Consider the following 19,248-nt stretch of genomic DNA (forward strand, 5'->3'; position numbering starts at 1 on the left):
GTTAGCAGTTAGTCATTAACTGTTAACAGCTTTTGTAAGTAAAGATTCCAGTAATCGTATTTTTTTGAGCGAAGGCTTTGCCGTGAATATTCCCTGCCCGCTGGTATTTCTTACACCGCGCACGAAGCAGTAAATCACCCCGCCAAATTGCTTTTCATAATTGAATCCCGGAATGCGGGTTTCGAGATATTTTTTTACGGCAACGGTATAAATAAAATATTGCAGGTGGTAATTGTTTTCGTTCATCGCGGCTGCCAGCCCGTCTTTGTCGTAGTCGGCCACACTGTTGCCCAGGTAGTTCGATTTCCAGTCGAGGATATAGTATTTACCCTGGTATTCAAAGAACAGGTCAATTTTCCCGTTCATAATTCCTTCCAGTTCCTGGCTGCTGTATTCTGAGAACCGTTTTACACTCACGCTTACTTCCTCATCGGAGAGGTTATTGAGTAAGTTAGATTGAAACACGGGCACCGGAAAATCGAATTCGAATTCTGCCAGGCGCTGATGCCGCCCTACAGACGCCAACTGGAAGCTGTTGCCGGCAATGTGAATGGTGGAATACATCACATGCTGCAACATTTCGTTTAGTCGTTCGAGATATACTTCCCGCTGGCCGGGTACAAAGCGTCGGATGGCTTCTTCGATCCAGTGTTCCCATTTGCTGTTATCAGAGAAGTTGATGCTTTCAAAAATGAAGTGCAGCAGGTTCCCCGTTTTAGCGCCGCGTCGCAACGTAGTAAAAATGAAATTATCGTAAGGATCTGTTTGTTGGAAGGAACGCACCCGTGGCCGGTGTTCTGCTTTAGCGGCCAGCATGGTATAGCTCATCTTGCGCCAGTTTTGTTCCAGCAGTTGAAATTTTACCGGTGGACGGTTTACTGCCAACTGTCCTTTAAGCGTTTGTTGCCGGTAAGTTTGGTCGGTCTCCGCAGGGAAGCTTCCTTGCAATTGTATCAGCGACGGATCCGGATTGGCTACCGTTAAGGCTTTCAGAAAAAATGCCAGTGACGAGTCTTTAAACCGGGTATAGTTGTTTCTGAACAGGTAGCATTTGTACACTGCACGGGTAATTGCTACATAAATTAAGCGACGGTTTTCCTGCTCTTGTTGTTGCTGGTAAGCGGTAAGTTGGTCTTCTGAAAGACGGGAACGCTGTGAGCTAAGGTAATCTCCGGTTGTTTGGTCGCGGAAGCTGATCAGGTCAATGTTTTGTGATGCTACGAAGTCCAGGAAGGGCGCCATCACAATTTTATATTCCAGTCCTTTACTTTTATGGATGGTGACGATATTCACGGCTTCTTCATCGCTTTCCACACGTTGGGCGAATTCATCGCCGTCGGTGGTCATGCCATCTATGCCGCGTTTCAACCAGGAGATGAGATCGCGCATGGATAAGTTCTTGCGGCTCTGTACCTGGTGTACGAGTTCAGAGAGTTGGTATAGATTGGTGATAATACGCTCTCCGTTTTCGGTATGTCCATCCAGTAAAACATGCCGCACATTGAAATCGGTAATGAACTCCATCAGTGCGGTGTAAGCGCCGTCGCGTTGCCAGAGGTTGCGGTATTTGCCAAAGAGGTCCAGCATGGTTTCATCATCCAGCTTTAAAATGGTGCTGGTGTTGTAGCCGGTGAAAGATCCGAGCAATGCGCGGTTAATAGAAGATCTGTCCGGCGTTTCCATGGCTTCCAGGAGATGAAGCAGCTGTTGTGCTTCTCCCGACCTTAATACCCTGGCCTCATCAATGGTTACTGCTGGTATGCCCAATTTGGCGAGGGCATGTTTAATATCTTTTCCTTCCTGCCCGGTACGCACCAGGATACCAATGTCTGAGGGTGTGATGTGACGCGATCCTTTTTCATTTTCAATCCGGTAGTCTTTATCCAGCAGCAGCTGCGCTATTTGCGCGGCTACGGCTTCGCAGATCGTTTCTTTTTTATCGCAGGCAATTACTTCTATGGGTACTTCTTTACGGCTACCTTTAAACAGGTAGCCTTTGGTATTGTTATCAGGACTGTTTACCGGAATGTAGTCTATGCTATCGTTTTGTCCGCTGAAATCGAAGGTGTCGAATCCGGGAGTAGGCTCAAAGAAGATGTTCATGGCCCGGATCAGGTTTTCGGCAGAGCGGAAGTTCTGATTCATGTCGTACACATGTTGCACTACATTACGGGCATTGAAATAGGTGAAAATATCTGCTTTGCGCCAGGCGTAAATACTTTGCTTAGGGTCTCCGATGTAGAACAGCGTGGTATTTTGACTGAAAGCTTTGTCAAATACTTCAAACTGCTGACGGTCAGTATCCTGGAACTCATCCACAAAAACAGCTTTGTACTTGCTTTGCAGGCGGCCGATGAGCTCCGGGTTTTCGTTTTTTACCAGTGCTGTATGCAGGTTGTTGATGAGGTCATCATAACCCATCATATTGCTGCGTTCTTTGAACAGACGCACCTGCTCCCCTACTTCCCGGATGGCGCTGTAAAAGATCTCCCGACGTATTTGTTGTTGATAGTCGGTGAGTTGTTGACGGAGTTCTTCTACTTTATCCAGTTCTTCCAGTATATCCGGGAAAACGGCTTCAATATATTTTGCGTCTTTTCTTTTGGCGAGGATCTTTTTTACCAATAGTTCCGGTTGTGTAACCAATTCCGGCCACTCTTTTTTGGTGTAGCGGTTGGCTTCGCAGGCGGCTTTAATATGGGCAGCGTTGGCGGTGATACCTTCGTAGAGTGCTTCTATCGCTGTTTGTATATGAGCGGATTGCCGATCCATTTCCTGGATCCATTGATCCTGTTGTGCTTCACTGATGTTTTCCCGAACATCGTCCCGGTACCCGATATATTTTTTCCCACTGAGATGTTCCTGTATGATTGCCTGTAGGTCGTCTTTCATTTTTTCCTCCCAGATACTTTCCAGTAAACTGGTTTTGAGGGTGGTAATATTTCTGCGCCAGAATTTATTCAGTTCATTTTCTACTACCGGCGTGAGGTCTGGTACCATTTGGGCGCCAAACAGCTGGTTAGTTTCAAATGCATATTCGTTAAGGGTTTGCTGGCAGAAACCGTGTATGGTGAGTACGGAAGTTTCATCCAGCAGCAGGATGGCATCGCGCAGTAGTTGTTGTACTGGCTGTGGATTTTCCGGATCAATTACTTCCAGTACCAGGTCGAGAATTTTTTCATCGGCAATGTCTTTACCCATGCTGGCTTTGTAGGCCTGGCGGATAAAGAGACGGATTCTTTCTTCCAGTTCGGCTACGGCTGCCCTGGTAAAGGTTACCATCAATATTTCTTTGATAGACAGCTTTTGTTCCAGGATGAGCCGCAGCACAAGGATAGCGATGGAATAGGTTTTCCCTGTTCCGGCGCTGGCCTCAATCAGGTTGCTACCTTCCAGTGGTACCGTAGCGGCGTCAAACTTTTTATATATAATGCTATCGATCATTTCTCTTTGTCTGGTTTTTCAAAATACGCCGGTAGCAGTGTTGTTAGCGGCGTTATCAGCAGGTCGTAGATGTCAAGGAAGCTGGTCAGTGCTTCTTCGCTATCAAAAAATCCTTGTTCATACACCTGCACGATATAAGGGTCTGGCGATTCGTGGCGTTCTATCAGCCCGGTAATTTTACTTTTGAATTTCTTCAAATCCAGGGTGAGTATATCTTTGGCTGTTATCTCCAGGTCCGGATAGAAAGGAATAATATGCGTAAACCCTGTTTTATACACTTTAATAATGGCCGTCAGCCGGCGTGCAGCTTCTTCCTGCGTTAATGCCAGGGCCTGGAAGGCATCTTCTTTTTTGGTGCCGGAAATAAAGCAGAGATGCGTGATTAAGCCAGCGGCTCGTCCTGCGAGATAGCGGAGATAGGCTTCCACCAGGTATTTGCTTTCTCTCTTAGACCAGGATATCTGTAACAGCGTATGGTCAAAGGTTCTGATATGTCCTTTTAAGATGCTGTTATCGACGTTGATTTCTATCGGCAATCTCTTTTCTGTTGTTCCCTGGGTGCAGGCTTCGTATAAATTACGTACGGGTACTACCTGGTCTTCCATTCGGTGAATGGCTACTGTCGCCATGTTGCGGAGCGGGAGCCGCCCTTTCTTTACCATGGTGGTTTGCAGGGTTTGCTGTGCTGCCGGCGCAACGGGGAGTAATTCATTTTTAACGGACCATTGTTGTAGTTTATTCAGATCAAAAATTTCTGTTTCACTGAGGAGCAATTGGCTGTCGTTGTAACGAATACCTAATACTTTATTATAGTACGACCGGAAAGGATTTTTGAAGAAGCTGATTAACTCATCCAGGGTAATTTCTTCAAAAGTTAGCGGCGTGGTGATTTTATTTTCATTGAGAAAGGAGCCGGTGGCGGCGTCTTTCGTACTGAGGTAAGAAAAAAGTCGTTCATCGGTGCCGGCGTATTTCCGGCTGAAACTTTGCAGGGGTTGTAAGGTTACCAGTTCACCACGGATTTTTTCCGGGTGTGTGGTACCGGCTTCTATGTAATCTATCAGTTCGTCTACCAGTGCCGATGGTGGCAGGTCGGCGTTGTCTTTGGCGTTTTTTCCGAGGTAGCTGATATATAAATATTCCCGGGCCGATAGTAAGGTTTCGAGGAACAGGTGTTTATCATTTTCTTTCACGTTACGATCTCCTTTCTGCCGGTTTTCTTCCATGATGTTGAAGCTGGATTTATTTTCCCGGCGGGGGAATTTATCGTAATTCAGTCCCATCAGGGCTACTACCTTGAAAGGAATACTACGCATGGGGATGAGAGAGCAGAAGGTAATACCTCCGTTCACAAACAATCCTGCGCGGGTGCTGCCGGTGAGGGTATCGAGGAAGCTATGGCTAAACACTTCAAAGGTTACTTTTTCACTCATGAATTCGTTGAGTGCATTGTAGGCCGTGAGTTGTTTTACCAGGGTATTATAGTCTTCGTCGATATCTTCCACGGGTTCAAACACCATATTATGTAATACTCTTTCTGTGTAGGCTACCCATTCTACAATGGTGCGGGGCCGGCGCCGGTCGGTGATAGACGACATCAGCACTTCTGCAAAATGGCAGAACCGGATCACGTCGTGTGCATCGCTGCCTTCGGTGATGTCCAGTGGAAAGAAGCTATCCTCTCCATGGCCATATTCTTCTTCCCCACTCATACAGATGCCGTACATGATCCGCTGAATCCCGTATTGCCAGCTCACAAAATGGGTTTCATCCTTTTTCTGGCCGTTGATACCAAAGCGGATATTGGCGGCTTCAATAATGCGGCGGATGAGTACCGGGTCCTGCAGGTTGAAACGTTTACGGATATACGAAAAATCGAGTAGCTGCATCACGGCCTCTGCTTTGAAATTCTCTTCATTCATGGTGAGAATGGCATGCAGGGCGTTGAACAGGTTGTCGTTATCGGTATAGCTTTCATCTGCAATGGTGTACCGGAACGGATAGGGGGCATTATTGAATACGGCCTTGATATAGGGTGCGTAGGCATCAATATCGCTTACCATCACTACAATGTCCCGGGGCGATAGCTGTTCTTTTCGTTCGGCTACCAGGTGTACCAGGTAGTTGTAGAGAACTTCTACTTCCCTGGCAGGGGTATAGCAGGCATTGATGGTAATAGAGCCGTCTTTAATATCTTTTTGGGAGATAGGTTCGCGGTCTGCTGTAGTGGCGGCGATAAAGATATCGTGTTGTATTTTATGCAGCAGGGTATCTGTGTCTGGTTCTACGGTGTCTATTTCTTCGTAGGCATTGATAAATGCATCATAAGCAAAGAAAAGACCGAAGGAGTCCTGTATTACCCTGCCCCAGCCAGTTAGCAGGGCATTGCCGGCTTTGGAATTTTCCAATTCCTTGAGCCCTTTTTGCCGCCAGCGGGCCAGTTGTTTTTCGTTGCGGTCATCAAACCAAAATACCACCGGCGATGGGTTGATGATGTGAAAATGTACATCTATGAAGCTGGATAGCTCATGAAGAATTTTCACGTGGTAGGCAGTAATAATGGATAAGCCAAACAGGTGGATCACCGGCATGCGGGAAGTGAGCCCGGATTTATTGTTGTTGGTATTGCGCAGCGCGTCGAGGATAAAGTTACCTACGATGGTTTTATCCGGGAGGGCGCCACCAGACAGTTGTTTTACTTTTACCCACAGCCAGTGTTGCCAGCCAGCGCTGACTAAATCGGGCATATGGGTGTTGGTCCATGCCTGGATCATTTCCGGGCGGTAAACCTGGTACTGGTCGAATAAGTCGGCTACCTTTTCTGCCAGCGCCATGCGTTTCAGGTCACTTTCTGCATGATGATCGGCGTAGTAGGCCGCTACTTTAGGAAATTTGGCCATGAACTCCTCCTGTCCCAGTAGTTTAAACACCAGCCAGGAGAGGTTTTGCGGAGAAAGGACTTCGGAGAAAGGACCTCCCAGCAGCACGTATAGTTGGTATAGCAGATCGTTGGGCTTCAGGAAGCGGCAATTGGCCGCAATGCCCAAACGGTCGGCCAACTGGAGTTTCAGCCAGTTGTTCATACCTTCTGTTTGTGTAATAATATAATGAGGCTGGAACACGCTGTTACCTGCATCCTGGAGGTCTTGTGCTAACCCGGACGACAAGCTATTGAGTGAGTTCGAGACTTTTAAAAACAATGCCATTGATAACTCCTTTGTTTACACTCCGCCATTCCCGAAGCATGTTATTAATTCGCATGCGCATCCACTTCTCTGAACCTGGAGGCGATACCGGAAGCTCTTTCTACAAAGCGTTCTGCCGCCATAAGGATTACTTCCGGTGTTCCCTGAACATACACTTTCTGTTTGGCACGGCTCACCGCGGTATATAGCAGTTCGCGTGTAAGAATTGGTACATCTGTGGTATCCGGCAAAAGTACCAGTACTTCTCCAAATTCGGAACCCTGGCTTTTGTGGATAGTCATGGCAAAAGCTGTTTCTGCCTGGGTAAGGTAACCGGGTAATACTGCTTTCAATACGCCGGTGCTGTCTTCAAACCAGGCCATTAATACGTCATTTTCATCTTTCCGGATAATGCCGGTATCCCCGTTAAACAAACCATGCTCATAATAATTACGGGTAAGGATGACCGGGCGGTTTTGATAAAATTCGGTATTGGCCTGAATCAGCCGTTTGTCGTGTAAATATTTTTCGATTTGCTTGTTAACGGTGTATAGTCCCTGGGGCCCTTCTCTTACGGCGGTGAGTACACGCTGTGCATTCAGCAGTTTCAGCGCCGTGGCAATATCTTTCTCTGTTATAAACGTTTCATAGCCGGCGATAAAGTTGTCGAACAGTTTCGCTGATGTATCCGGGTCAATCACCACCTGTTCATCTGCCGAAGGCGGAAAAAAACTTTGGATCACAGGTACATTATTGGCAATAATGGCCTTACTGAATTTGCCTATGCCGGTATTACCGGTAAAACGATGGCTATGCCTTAGTTCCACCAGGTGTTGAAATAGCGGGTGTGGGCTATCGGCTTCGACGGCAGCGGGTAGCTGGCGGCTGGCATCTGTAATAAAATGATTGATGAATTGCCGGCGGGCAGGGGTAAAAAGATTTAATTGCTCCTGTGCCTGGCAGAGATCCCCGAATAAGCTGCCGGCTTCCACAGAGGCCAACTGGTCTTTGTCACCCAGTAAAATAAGGCGGGTTTGCGGATGGATGGCCTGCATCAGCTTCGCAAACAAGGCCACATCTATCATGGAGCACTCATCCACGATCACTACGTCGTAGTTCAGCGGGTTTTCCCGGTTGTGCCTGAAGTAGGGAGTGCCGCTGACCGGTTTCAGCAGCCGGTGAATGGTAGAGGGTTGCAGTGCCCGGAATTTTTCAGTGATGCCAGTATCTACCGAAATGGTGGTATTACGTAAACTCTCTGCCATGCGGGCGGCGGCTTTACCGGTAGGTGCGGCCAGCGCTACTTTCAATGCCGGGTCGGTGGCAAACAGGATCGCCAGAATTTTGGCTACGGTAGTAGTTTTACCGGTGCCTGGTCCGCCGGTGATGATGGTAAAATTATTGAGTACGCCGGTAATGGCAGCGGCCAGTTGCCAGTCGGCCGGATCGTTGTCGTCAGTTTTGGTGGTACTGGCAAACAGTTGGCTGATCAGCGTTTGCTGATGTTGCAGCAGCTGCATTCTTTCCGGCAGCAATGCCTGTTCTGTAGCCAGGAATTGTTTGATACGCAGGAGAAACTCCGTTTCGTACCTAAAGTATCGTTGCAGGTACAGCCGGTTCTGATAAATAACAAAGGGTTGTTTATCGTTGCCATGGAGGCCAACCAGGGGAAGGCTTTCCAGGATGCTGTTATTGGTATCTATTTTTTGATAAGATTCAGGCAGATTTGCCTGCTCTTCTTTTACTTTATCGAGATGCAGACAAATATGTCCTTCGCTTCCTTTTTTTGATAGTAGATAAGCATACGGTTTCAGCGCCGGGATATCAAAATACTCGGCAAATTGTTGATGTACATCGTTCAGCGTGGGTATGTTTCGCATTCTTATCCGGACACTTGAAAAGATTAAAGTACGACTTTTTTCTGCTCTGTTTGAGCGACCACAGTATTTAAGTATATTGTCATTAATCTATAACCTATATACTGTATATGATGTCAAAGAAATGGCGCCTCCTGGGTGCATTATTATTAGGAGCCTTTTTGCATGTTAACGGCCAACAGAGTTTAGAAAGAAAGCCGAGCCAATTGAGAGCAAATTTATCCCTCCTTGGATTAGGTGCAAATTACGAATTGCGATTGTTAAAATTCACTACCCTTAATTTTGATGCAGAAGTGGGATCCGGTTTAAGTTATTCCTATAGCGACTATTCAGGATCGGAATGGGGATATGCGATTGTGCCTGATTTTTCGGTGGGAGTAAGACAATACTACAATATCGCCCGCCGCGAAAGGAAAGGAAAACGTATTGACAATAACGCCGGTAGCTTTTTTACGATAAGGGGTGGTTACGTGACGAATCCCATTGTTTCTAACGATTATTATGAAGGGGCCTATGCTTACTTTGTACCCGCCTGGGGTATGCAACGTAGCTGGGGTAAACACTTTAGCTTTGAAGCTCAATTTGGCATCAGGTTTAGTCCGGTAGAATATGAAGAAAGTGCTGTTAATGCGCTGGATGCACGTTTAAAGGTAGGATATGTGATTTGGTAATGTTGTACATTCGTTGCCTAAACGGAGTTATATGTCATCGCGGATAGTTAAGCAGGTAATAGTGATGCGCAAAGATCTGAATATGCGCAAAGGTAAAATGATTGCCCAGGGAGCCCATGCATCCATTGCGTTTCTGACACGGCATGCTACTATCGACGGCCATACTTTACAAACTAACCTGAGAAACCCAGAAGAAGTAGCGGAGTGGATGACGAAAGGATTTACCAAAATTTGTTTGTCGGTAGATTCGGAAGAAGACCTGGACCGGGTATATCAACAGGCGGTAGATGATGGGCTGAATGCCACGCTGATAACAGATTCGGGGTTAACAGAATTCGGCGGCGTGCCTACCAAAACCTGCTGTGCAATAGGACCTAATTTGAATGAAGAAATAGATCGTATCACGAAGGATTTGAAATTACTTTAGTCCTCGTCGCCTACAACGTCTGTTTCTACTACCCTGCCTACTTGTCCATCTTCCAAACGTACTTTAATACCACGGGAATGATAGGCGGCAGAGGTCAGTAAATCTTTCACAATGCCATAGGTTTTTTTACCGCTGCGCTGGTCCTTTTTCAGGATAATAGCCACTTCCAGGCCAGGGTATATGTCTTTTCTGTATTGTCCGTCCATGATGCAAAGCTAGAAAATTTATATTATACTATAAATGGCTAAAGGCACTACCATCACGGCAGTGCCTTTTCGCTTATTTAGGGATAAATATTTGCCTTAACTGATCAATAAGCACCCCGTTTCCGCTTACGCTGATGTTATTGATTTTTTCTGCGATCTTTTCCACATATTCCATTTCCTTCAGCTTAAACAGCATCGGGTTATCTTCCATCAGCTTGGCGGTATTCAGCAAGCTCCTGGTGCTGGCGGTTTCTTCTCTTCGCATGATGATGTTAGCTTGTGCCTTCTTTTCGGCCACCAGTACCTGGTTCATGATTTCTTTCACATCGCCAGGCAGGATGATGTCCCTGATACCAAATCCGGCGATGGTAATGCCCAGGCTTTCGGCCCTGGCACTAACGGCCTGGATGATATGAGGCGCCAGTGAATCTTTCTTTTCCAACAATTCATCAAAAGTCAGTGCGCCGATATATTCCCGCAATGCCAGTTGGAAAAGCACGTAGAGCTGACGTTCGTATTCCTTATTTTGGAGCACGGCCTTGTTAATATCTGCGATGCGGTACTGCGCCCAGGCATTTATTCTTAATGCAGCCTTGTCTTTGGTCAGGATTTCCTGTCCGTTGAGTTCGGCCTGCAATTGCCTGGTATCAATTTTAGATACCACGATGGAGATGTTATTCTTCCACCAGAAATAAATACCGGGATACAGCGTCATGGAATACTTACCATCAACGAGCAGGATGGCCTGTTCGTGGCTGTCTACGTTGTAGCTTCTTACAAAAGGAGCTACCAGTCGGTGGCACAGGGTGGACCGGTCTATATTATCCGGTATCGCGATACCGGAAATATCTGCACGAACAAACTTATAGTCGATCATGTTTTTCCAGAAAGTATATCTTCCGGCGGTCAATACCTGCTTCAGCAATCCGTTTTCGTAGTGCAAAACGATTTCTGTTTCACCTACTTCCACCACGTGCAAAGCAGTGGTGATAGCGGGATCCTGCAGTAATATGTTTAATTCAACAGGGGCTACAAATGGTTTGGTGATGTCGTAGATGTGAACATCTTCGCTAATCAGCCAGTGTCTTCCTTCCAGCAGCATTCGCTGGTAAGCACCGTTCTTAAAAACCAATCCTCTTTCGTAGGCGTTGATAGTTACTCTTTTCATTTCATTTTCATTTTTGGGGTTAATAAAAAAGTCAGTGTTGTTGCCCGTTCTGTCAGCACGGAAACAGTTGTCAATTGGCGGTTATTCATCAGTTAGGGCGGAAGTGCTAAGTGATGGTAATCGCCGGATGTTTATTCCTGTTTGCGGGTGTTGTCACAACTGCTGCTGTCATCCTTTTGATGTAGTAGCGGGGCCTACAGCCCTGACTTTTTTTGTTTGTTGTTGTTTTCAGTTTTGCAGACTGATCTCCGTGAAAGGGAGTTTTTCTATTGCTCTACCGTTGAGCTACCGTTTCGTAGACGGATAGGATTCGAACCTAAGACCCATAGATTATTTGGAGAGACTTGTGCCATGAGGCAACAGCATACAACGTGTTACTACAGTTGCACTGCAGGGCTTTTAGAAACCCTTGCCTGGTTTGCATTCAGCGACATCAAATCTCTTCTTCCCGTGAAGGAAGCTTTTTAGTAAATGCTTTTCATTTACCTGGTGGATGAAGCAGGACTCGAACCTGCACTGGCGGTGCTTCAAACCGCTGCTCTACCATTGGAGCTATTCATCCGTTTGTAGTGTGAGTAGCAGGATTCGAACCTGCTAAGCCCGTTAGGGCGATGGTTTTACAGACCATTGCGACACTCCCGCTTCGCCGTACTCACGTGATGGGTTAACAAACATTTCAATCAACTTTGTTAGGAGAATGTTTTTTGGGGGTTAACATTTTCCTTAGGTCATCGTTGGGGTTAACACATTTTTAGGTTAACGTTTTCTTTTCCTGCCTTGGGGTTAACGCGCTTTTCGGGTTAACGATTTCTTTTTCTACGTTGGGGTTAACACGCTTTCCGGGTTAACGTTTTTTATTGGGTTAACACACTTTTTGGGTTAACGTTTTCTTTTCCTGTTTTGGGTTAACACGCTTTCCGGGTTAACATTTTTTTGGGGTTGCACCTGTTTGGATGAACAAAATTTGGGTTAACAAACAGGGTTAACAACATTGGTTCTCGGGGTGCAGGCGGGGATTCGAACCCAGGTCTTCCAGTTCACAGCCGGATATTCTAACCATTGAACTACACGCACCATTTTACAAAGTTGGCCCGACCGGATTCGAACCGGTAGCCCGCTGCATATAAGGCAGACGCTCCAACCGTTGAGCTACGGGCCACTTTTTAGCACAAAAAAACCGGGCGTTTTTGACGCCCGGTTTTTACGTTGTACATAAGCAGTTACTTATGTTCGTTGACACCAGGGTCGTTGATATTTTTTTTCATAGCCATAGCACTTCGATAACAGTTGCCCGTTATGATCATTTGTAAATCGTATGCTATGAATATGCGTTTGCATGCTTAATTTTTTCGTTATAAATACAAATAAAAAGCCCCGCAATCTCTTGCGGGGCTTACGTTATATAGAATTCGTTTTTAACTATTCTGTAGCATAACCTGCCCCGCAACTTGTATAGTCTTCCCGCAGACTAAACCAGTTTTTTATTTGTATGTGCGTTGTTGAGCAGTACATGTTTTGTGATTTTTTTAACAATGCAAAGATGGATATAATTTTTTAATATCTCCAAATTTTTTTGAAAAATATTTTTTAGCTAGATAAGTGAGGGGTGAATTTTGGGAGATGATTGAGGAAGGTAAGGATAGCGAATGGGTTGTTTTGAATGAAAAATAATTATCAATAATTATAATTACATAATTCTTGCGTGACATGCGTTAATTAAATGATTTTTGATTAACAAAATCAGTGTTAATCAAAACGCAAATAAAACAGATTAACTACTGTTTAACAAACTATACAATTTTTTGCCAATCCTTTTATATAAGCAGTTTGGTGCATTTAAATTAGAATTGCATTTTGATAGTTTAAATTAAAAACTTTCTATTAAGGATTCGAAATGACTCACAAATTTTTTTTTCCTTTGTAAGGTCAAAAAAAGTAAAAATTATGCTCATCAATTTTATTGATAGTTGTAATGTCCCTGCTATCCAGCGTATAGCCGTAACATTTATAAAAGGAGCAACTGCAATAATATTGTCTCTACTTCTTATTTCTGTTAATCAATTATAAACGCCGCATGAATATCCGTATACTTCACGCTGATGACGATACTATTTTCTCCAGCATTGTAAAAAAAATCTTGCAGAAGGGCAGTTTTGAGGTAAGTAGTGCCTATGATGGAGAGGAAGCCTGGGGGCTTTTTAATAAGCAGTGTTTTCATTATTGCCTGCTGGACATTATGATGCCCCGGCTAAACGGGATTGATTTGGGAGAAAGGATCCGGAAGGTGGATAAGCAGGTACCGATTTTTTATTTGTCGGGAGAAGATCTTTTGTTGGTGGAGAAAGAGGTATTTGGTCGCGGCGGAGGTAATGGATATTTTAATAAGACATTTAATATCAATAAATTATCTAGTGTTTTGCTGCACTATTTTATATCTACACCTATAATAAAACCTTATGACAGAATTCAAGTATGATGAAACCAATCGTGAATTATCAGGTCCGAAAAGGAAGAAAAAGCTTCCTCCTGATATTCATGAGCTTTTGATGTGCCTGAAGGCAACACCAAATGTAATGGTTGCTAAAAAAGACTTGTTAAAAGCAGTGTCCGCAGGCGATAACCAGTTGTGGGTATATGTATCGCGGCTTAGAGGTTATTTCAAGATAGTAGGTGTAAAGCAGGAAATAGATAACATATACGGAAAGGGATATGTGTTCATCGTACCGAAGTATTGAGCTTTGAAAACCTATTACTCCCACTCTTCCCGATGGTTCCTATCCTGCATTCCAAAATGAAAAACCGATTTTTCAACCGAAACATACATTTATGAACATTATTGGAAAACGTATTGACACTAAAACGATCTTATACGCAGAGGATAATTCCATCAATGCCAGGGTGTTGAAATATGCATTGGAAAAAATGGGAAACTATGAAGTGATCGTTGCAGCTAATGGTATGGAAGCCTGGGAATGTTTTAATAGTAGATCTTTTGATGTTTGTTTATTGGATGTTCACATGCCGAAGTTAGATGGAGTTGAGTTAGGCGCAAAAATACGTACTGTTAATACTGTTGTACCGATCTTATACATTTCCGCTGATGGTCATCCGGAAACCCAGTTGAGAGGTTTTAGTGAAGGAGGTGCAGATGCCTACTGCGTTAAACCTGTTGATACGCGCGTATTGGTTTCCAGGATGGAGGCCCTTGTTCGCAGAGCAAAAGAGCAGTTGGAAGCTTGTGAAACGATTGTATTGGACACTTACATTTTTAACACACGGCTGTCTACGCTTACTTTTGATGATGTATCCATTTACCTTAACGCTAACGAAGTGCGAGTCCTGAAGTATCTTATTGCCAATATCAATAAGACGGTAGTAAACGATTTATTGAAACCCCTCGTTTCGGGGACAGACAAACAACGAACACTATATGCCACTATTGCCATGCTCAGAACCCATTTCAAGTATAGTAATACTGTAGAGATTTTGACTGTACAGCGATCCGGATATCTGCTTTCTGTACCGAAAGACAGTGTCCGGTATTTTTAATATTTAGTTCGTTTTCCTCATTAAATATTTTCTTATATTCGATACCTGTTTAGTAAACCCAAAAGAGAATGTTAACCATATTATTTAAAAAACTCAAAAACAATGACCATGAAACTCCACAGAACATTACATCATCCAGATGGTGGGCGTTCATTAGCAGAATATGAAATCAGAGACAACAATGTTTTCACCACCATACACCATCCAAAGGGCTCCAGTTCCCTCCCCTGGTATGAGGTCAGGGAAAATAAGTTATATCCTACCATGCATCATCCAAATGGGAGGAGCTCATTTCCCTGGTTTGAAATTAATGGCAATAGTATAACGCCGTCTATTCACCATCCGAAAGGGGTGGATGGATTAGCCTGGTATAAGATCGTATAACAATTGAAACGGGTTTATAAATGGGGCCTGACACGTGGTTGTCAGGCTTTTTTTGTGGGGAGGATCGGACATGGACGGCTATATGGTTTCTTTTGAAAGACTTAAAAGATAGCTGGCATCTATTAATCTGAGTACTTCTTGATAGAATAACAATAGCTCCGCCCGGGATTGAGCATCTTCGTACTGCGTATCTGCTGCAGCAAGTGTTTCCGAAAGCCAGAGGCACAGCGTTTGCCGCGCAGTACTGGGCGGGAAGAGTTCGGAGAACTGGGCCATACAAGTGTTGGGTCGTTAGACTCCTGGTCCGAAAGGTGCGTGTGGTAGAAGAATGGTTGTGAGGTTTGCATAACAATAGGTTTTTAATGTAACCCTAATTTACATATGAATATCTATATAACAGCTATTTATTTCTATAATATTTATATAAATATACTTATTAGGGATATTTTTGTTCGTTTTTGTAATTTCTATTATGCTTAAATTGTAGAAAAATATGCTTTAAAAGCGTTTTATGAGCGATAAAGTATTAAATAGAATAAAAGCTGTATTAGCGGAAAAGGCTAAAGCAAATAAGTGGTTAGCAGAGGCAATAGGAGTAAATATTAATACAGTATCGAAATGGTGCACGAATAAAATACAGCCTTCAGTGGAAACGCTGTTTGAGATAGCTGAGGTATTAGATGTGGAAGCAAGAGAGTTGCTGGTTTTGAGAAAGGACTAGCCTATTGAAGAGGCTTATGTATGCAGAGGTGAATGCATATCCAATGCGTACTTACAATGCAGATTTGGTAAATAATTTTACGACCTTCCGTTGTTTGTAATAGATCTGGGTTTTACGTTACTCGTAATGCGAATAGGATCGCCTCGATTTTTATTTTTAAAAATGAGGTTTTATGGCGGACGTTCATTCAAAAGCGACCAGGAGCTTTAACATGAGTATGATTAAGGGTAAGGACACCAAGCCCGAAATACAAGTAAGAAAGTATTTGCATGCTAATGGATATAGGTTTAGGTTACATGTAAAAGATTTACCAGGAAAGCCGGATATCGTATTGCCGAAACATAAGACTGTCATATTTGTACATGGTTGTTTTTGGCATGGGCATAAGGGATGTAAATATTTTGTGGTTCCGAAAACACGAACTGATTGGTGGTTAAATAAGATTAATGGCAACGTTGAAAACGACAAGAAAGTGATTGTTGCACTAAATGGGTTGGGATGGAAGATCATTAATTTATGGGAATGTGAATTGCGCCCAGATAAATTGGGAAAAACTCTTTTACACTTACTTCAGAAAATATTATCTTAAGTAAATTTATTCGAGATATTTTTGTAGCTGAAAAATTTAGTATTATTATAATGGCCAAAGACTTTATAGCCAGTTTCATTCAACAAAAGATAGCTCGTTTTGCTACAGGAGAAAGTTTGAGAATTCTTGATTTATTTTCGGGTTGTGGTGGATTATCGTTGGGGTTTCATAAGGCAGGGTATAAGATAGTAGCTGGAGTTGAACTGGATAAAGAAGCAGCTCGTTCTCATGCATTGAATTTTCATAAGAATGATCCGCACTTTGAGGAGCATGCAAAGTCAAGAGACATTCAGGAAACTGCACCGGCGCAACTTTTTAAGGAAATAGGTTTAAAAGGAAAACCAGCGGAACAAATTGATATGATTATTGGTGGGCCCCCTTGTCAGGCATTTACAAGAATCGGGCGGGCTAAGCTAAGAGAGGTGTCAAGTGATGAAAAGGGATTTCTGAATGATCCAAGAAGCCAGTTGTATAAACGATATCTAGAATATGTTAAGCTGCTGGCTCCTTTATCTATTTTGATGGAGAATGTGCCAGATATGTTAAACTATGGTGGGGTTAATATTGCAGATCTGGTATGTGAGGATTTGACCAAATTAGGCTACAATTGTCAGTATACTTTGCTCAACTCAGTACACTATGGAATTCCACAAATGAGGGAAAGGATGTTCCTGATAGCAGTACATAAGTCCATTAAAGCTGAGATACGGTTTCCTGCTCCAACAAACTATGCGGAGTTACCGAGGGGATATCACGGTTCCAGAAATGTAGCATTGAAGTATATTAATCCCAACTTGTTTAATCCAGATCTATTTAACCGGTATTATAAGGCAGCACCAGAGGTGTTGAAAGATTTACCGACATTCATTTCAGCGGAACAGGCAATGGCCGATCTCCCGGAACTTGTTACTCATTTGCAGAATGAATTAAAGCGTGGAACTAAGAAATTGAATAATGATATTCCTTATAGAACACCCCCTCAAAATGAATATCAAGAACAAATGAGAAACTGGATCGGTTTTAATGCTAATGGAGCCGTGGATGGAAATGTGATTAGATTTCTACCAAGAGATTATCCTATCTTTAAAAAAATGAAGCCCGGAGATCAATATCCACAGGCAATTGAAGTGGCAATCAAAATTTTTCAAGGGAAACTGAATAAGGAAGAAAAGTTGATTGGCAGAAAACTTTCTGAATCATCCAAGAGATATAAAGAAATTCAGGCCGAAACAATTCCACCTTATGATGTTGAAAAGTTTCCTAATAAGTGGCGGAAAATGGAATCAGATATGCCAGCCCGCACCTTGATGGCTCATTTGGGGAAAGATAGTTATTCTCATATACATTATGATAGTGATCAGGCAAGGACTATTTCTGTACGTGAAGCAGCCAGATTACAATCATTTCCTGATAAGTTTCAATTCGCGGGGGCTATGAATGCAGCATTTCGGCAAATTGGAAATGCTGTACCTCCTTTGATGGCGAATAAACTAGCTGTAGCAATTCGATCAACAATTGAACAAGGTATAAAATGCTCAAAAATGACCAAGTAGACTTCCTAGAAAAATATGAAGCGGAAACAGTAGACCCAAATGCTTCTGCTCTCATAGAAACATTTCGGGCAATTGGGTATAGTTTGCCTACCGCATTGGCAGATATTATTGATAATAGTATCTCCGCTGAGGCAAAGAATGTCTGGATAAACATGGTCTGGAAGGATGCCGATTCCTTTATTAGCATTCTGGATGATGGATGGGGAATGAATGAAAAAGCCCTGGTCGAGGCGCTAAGGCCGGGTGCCCAAAATCCCTTAGCAGATAGAAAGGCTACAGATCTAGGTCGATTTGGATTGGGACTAAAAACAGCTTCATTTTCCCAATGCAGAAGGTTAACTGTAGCCTCGAAAGTAGAAGGCAATAAAGATATTAACTATAGAGCGTGGGATCTGAATTATGTAGGGAAAAGGAATGCATGGAAATTAATCAAGTATATTTCAGATTCGTTTTTTTTCACTGATCTGGAAGATATGGAGAAGGGGACATTGGTATTATGGGAGAACCTCGATAGAGTTATTTTTGATAAAGAGAAAACGCTGATAACACGGAAAAAATTTCTCGAGGCAATCCGAGATATTGAAAACCATCTTGCAATGGTTTTCCATCGGCTAATTGAAACCTCTAAAGTAAGGTTATGGATTAATGGTCAATTCATTGCTCCATGGGATCCTTTTTTAAGAACAGAAAAAGCAACCAGGTCTTTTCCGATGGAGGCTTTTGCTGATGATAGAATTAAAGTAACAGGATATGTCTTGCCCCACAATTCTAAAGTAAGTACAGAGCTATGGGAACGGGCAGGTGGTACACGAGGCTGGAATGAGCATCAAGGGTTTTATATTTATAGGAAGAATAGGATACTTTGTGCCGGAGGATGGTTGCAGCTATTTAATAAATCAGAGTACACGAAGTTGGCTAGGATCATGATTGATATTGATGCTAGCCTTGATTTTGCATGGCAGTTGGATATTAGAAAATCCCGGGCAGTTCCTCCAAAAATGTTTAGAGATCATTTAGAGAGATATGCTGCTGGCATAAGGAGGATTGCAATAGAAGTATTTAAGTACAGAGGTAAACAAGAGCAACGAAAAATAGGCAAATCCACGTATGAATTTGTTTGGAATACAATAGAGCATGATCAAGGGGAGAGTTTTAAGATTAATAGAAATCATCCCGTAGTAAAGGTAGTTCGTGAGAAGCTAGGTAGTAATAAAAAAGATCTTGATAAGTTGTTGAACTTGATAGAGATGACGATTCCCATTCCAGCAATTGCGTTGAATGGTGCGTTGAATGAGGAAACAGCTAAGGAGTATAAATATCCTACAACAGATGACGAAGTTATAGATCTAATGAATATTGTATATTCCAAGTTGCTAAATGATGGACTAAGCCCCCAAAGGGCACTTGATGAGTTGCATAGTATTGATCCATTTAGTAATTATCCACATTTGATTGAACTATTGCGAAGCTAAAC

General features: G+C 43.2%; 15 protein-coding genes and 4 tRNA genes. 10 read left to right on the top strand and 9 right to left on the bottom strand.

Annotated features, from left to right (window positions below):
• Window positions 1-15: 15 nt before the first annotated feature.
• The 3 genes from recB to recD are packed head-to-tail and all read right to left on the bottom strand — an operon-like array spanning window position 16 to window position 8,509.
• Window positions 16-3,444, bottom strand: a complete 3,429-nt coding sequence (gene recB, locus AC5ZC7_RS30415) for an exodeoxyribonuclease V subunit beta (protein ID WP_496161166.1) — start codon at window positions 3,442-3,444, stop codon at window positions 16-18.
• A complete protein-coding gene (gene recC, locus AC5ZC7_RS30420) occupies window positions 3,441-6,650 on the bottom strand; it encodes an exodeoxyribonuclease V subunit gamma (RefSeq protein ID WP_496161167.1) in 3,210 nt (1,069 codons plus the stop codon). Before recC ends, recB begins: the two co-directional genes overlap by 4 nt.
• A gap of 44 nt (window positions 6,651-6,694) precedes the next feature.
• The gene (gene recD, locus AC5ZC7_RS30425; RefSeq protein ID WP_496161168.1) at window positions 6,695-8,509 is read right to left on the bottom strand and encodes an exodeoxyribonuclease V subunit alpha; all 1,815 of its coding nucleotides are present in this window, start codon (window positions 8,507-8,509) and stop codon (window positions 6,695-6,697) included.
• Between the two features lie 107 nt (window positions 8,510-8,616).
• Between recD and AC5ZC7_RS30430 the strand changes: the two genes are divergently transcribed.
• Both AC5ZC7_RS30430 and pth2 read left to right on the top strand, forming a co-directional pair.
• Complete coding sequence (locus tag AC5ZC7_RS30430) at window positions 8,617-9,177, top strand: hypothetical protein (RefSeq protein WP_496161169.1); 561 nt, start codon at window positions 8,617-8,619, stop codon at window positions 9,175-9,177.
• Between the two features lie 31 nt (window positions 9,178-9,208).
• Window positions 9,209-9,604 carry an aminoacyl-tRNA hydrolase gene (pth2, locus tag AC5ZC7_RS30435; RefSeq protein WP_496161170.1) on the top strand — a complete coding sequence of 132 codons (396 nt, stop codon included), beginning with the start codon at window positions 9,209-9,211 and terminating at the stop codon, window positions 9,602-9,604.
• Here the strand turns inward: pth2 and AC5ZC7_RS30440 are convergent.
• The 6 genes from AC5ZC7_RS30440 to AC5ZC7_RS30465 all read right to left on the bottom strand — a co-directional run bounded on the left by AC5ZC7_RS30440 (window position 9,601) and on the right by AC5ZC7_RS30465 (window position 12,137).
• A complete protein-coding gene (locus AC5ZC7_RS30440) occupies window positions 9,601-9,810 on the bottom strand; it encodes a YwbE family protein (RefSeq protein ID WP_079471660.1) in 210 nt (69 codons plus the stop codon). The genes pth2 and AC5ZC7_RS30440 overlap by 4 nt on opposite strands.
• Before the next feature lie 73 nt (window positions 9,811-9,883).
• Complete coding sequence (locus AC5ZC7_RS30445) at window positions 9,884-10,978, bottom strand: SPFH domain-containing protein (RefSeq protein ID WP_496161171.1); 1,095 nt, start codon at window positions 10,976-10,978, stop codon at window positions 9,884-9,886.
• A 487-nt stretch (window positions 10,979-11,465) separates the two neighbouring features.
• Window positions 11,466-11,540, bottom strand: a tRNA-Phe gene (locus AC5ZC7_RS30450).
• Between the two features lie 8 nt (window positions 11,541-11,548).
• Window positions 11,549-11,634: transfer RNA gene (locus AC5ZC7_RS30455), tRNA-Tyr, on the bottom strand.
• 345 nt (window positions 11,635-11,979) lie between these two features.
• Window positions 11,980-12,053, bottom strand: a tRNA-His gene (locus AC5ZC7_RS30460).
• A gap of 11 nt (window positions 12,054-12,064) precedes the next feature.
• Window positions 12,065-12,137 (bottom strand) — tRNA-Ile (locus AC5ZC7_RS30465).
• 915 nt (window positions 12,138-13,052) lie between these two features.
• On the opposite strand from AC5ZC7_RS30465, the gene AC5ZC7_RS30470 reads away from it, so the two are divergent.
• From AC5ZC7_RS30470 to AC5ZC7_RS30505, 8 genes are all read left to right on the top strand, one after another.
• A complete protein-coding gene (locus tag AC5ZC7_RS30470; RefSeq protein WP_496161172.1) occupies window positions 13,053-13,454 on the top strand; it encodes a response regulator in 402 nt (133 codons plus the stop codon).
• The gene (locus AC5ZC7_RS30475) at window positions 13,435-13,713 is read left to right on the top strand and encodes a winged helix-turn-helix domain-containing protein (RefSeq protein ID WP_496161173.1); all 279 of its coding nucleotides are present in this window, start codon (window positions 13,435-13,437) and stop codon (window positions 13,711-13,713) included. Before AC5ZC7_RS30470 ends, AC5ZC7_RS30475 begins: the two co-directional genes overlap by 20 nt.
• Before the next feature lie 91 nt (window positions 13,714-13,804).
• Window positions 13,805-14,527 carry a response regulator gene (locus AC5ZC7_RS30480; RefSeq protein WP_496161174.1) on the top strand — a complete coding sequence of 241 codons (723 nt, stop codon included), beginning with the start codon at window positions 13,805-13,807 and terminating at the stop codon, window positions 14,525-14,527.
• Window positions 14,528-14,635: 108 nt separating this feature from the next.
• Window positions 14,636-14,911 (top strand): hypothetical protein, encoded by a 276-nt coding sequence (locus tag AC5ZC7_RS30485; RefSeq protein WP_496161175.1) that lies wholly within the window; start codon window positions 14,636-14,638, stop codon window positions 14,909-14,911.
• A 511-nt stretch (window positions 14,912-15,422) separates the two neighbouring features.
• Entirely contained in the window at window positions 15,423-15,632 is a 210-nt protein-coding gene (locus tag AC5ZC7_RS30490) for a helix-turn-helix domain-containing protein (RefSeq protein WP_496161176.1), read from the top strand.
• Window positions 15,633-15,804: 172 nt separating this feature from the next.
• Window positions 15,805-16,221 (top strand): DNA mismatch endonuclease Vsr, encoded by a 417-nt coding sequence (locus AC5ZC7_RS30495; RefSeq protein ID WP_496161177.1) that lies wholly within the window; start codon window positions 15,805-15,807, stop codon window positions 16,219-16,221.
• A 50-nt stretch (window positions 16,222-16,271) separates the two neighbouring features.
• Window positions 16,272-17,774 carry a DNA (cytosine-5-)-methyltransferase gene (locus tag AC5ZC7_RS30500; protein ID WP_496161178.1) on the top strand — a complete coding sequence of 501 codons (1,503 nt, stop codon included), beginning with the start codon at window positions 16,272-16,274 and terminating at the stop codon, window positions 17,772-17,774.
• Window positions 17,753-19,246: an ATP-binding protein gene (locus tag AC5ZC7_RS30505; protein ID WP_496161179.1), complete on the top strand. Its 1,494-nt coding sequence runs from the start codon at window positions 17,753-17,755 to the stop codon at window positions 19,244-19,246. The genes AC5ZC7_RS30500 and AC5ZC7_RS30505 overlap by 22 nt, the downstream gene beginning before the upstream one ends.
• Window positions 19,247-19,248 lie beyond the last annotated feature (2 nt).

This window comes from Chitinophaga sp. 9-1-y, assembly GCF_059511905.2.

Coding starts and splice junctions, on each gene's coding strand:
- AC5ZC7_RS30500 (WP_496161178.1), top strand. CDS start 16,272: ATGGCCAAAGACTTTATAGCCAGTTTCATTCAACAAAAGATAGCTCGT.
- AC5ZC7_RS30475 (WP_496161173.1), top strand. CDS start 13,435: ATGACAGAATTCAAGTATGATGAAACCAATCGTGAATTATCAGGTCCG.
- AC5ZC7_RS30470 (WP_496161172.1), top strand. CDS start 13,053: ATGAATATCCGTATACTTCACGCTGATGACGATACTATTTTCTCCAGC.
- recC (WP_496161167.1), bottom strand. CDS start 6,650: ATGGCATTGTTTTTAAAAGTCTCGAACTCACTCAATAGCTTGTCGTCC.
- recD (WP_496161168.1), bottom strand. CDS start 8,509: ATGCGAAACATACCCACGCTGAACGATGTACATCAACAATTTGCCGAG.
- AC5ZC7_RS30480 (WP_496161174.1), top strand. CDS start 13,805: ATGAACATTATTGGAAAACGTATTGACACTAAAACGATCTTATACGCA.
- AC5ZC7_RS30445 (WP_496161171.1), bottom strand. CDS start 10,978: ATGAAAAGAGTAACTATCAACGCCTACGAAAGAGGATTGGTTTTTAAG.
- recB (WP_496161166.1), bottom strand. CDS start 3,444: ATGATCGATAGCATTATATATAAAAAGTTTGACGCCGCTACGGTACCA.
- AC5ZC7_RS30440 (WP_079471660.1), bottom strand. CDS start 9,810: ATGGACGGACAATACAGAAAAGACATATACCCTGGCCTGGAAGTGGCT.
- AC5ZC7_RS30430 (WP_496161169.1), top strand. CDS start 8,617: ATGATGTCAAAGAAATGGCGCCTCCTGGGTGCATTATTATTAGGAGCC.
- pth2 (WP_496161170.1), top strand. CDS start 9,209: ATGTCATCGCGGATAGTTAAGCAGGTAATAGTGATGCGCAAAGATCTG.
- AC5ZC7_RS30490 (WP_496161176.1), top strand. CDS start 15,423: ATGAGCGATAAAGTATTAAATAGAATAAAAGCTGTATTAGCGGAAAAG.
- AC5ZC7_RS30505 (WP_496161179.1), top strand. CDS start 17,753: ATGCTCAAAAATGACCAAGTAGACTTCCTAGAAAAATATGAAGCGGAA.
- AC5ZC7_RS30495 (WP_496161177.1), top strand. CDS start 15,805: ATGGCGGACGTTCATTCAAAAGCGACCAGGAGCTTTAACATGAGTATG.
- AC5ZC7_RS30485 (WP_496161175.1), top strand. CDS start 14,636: ATGAAACTCCACAGAACATTACATCATCCAGATGGTGGGCGTTCATTA.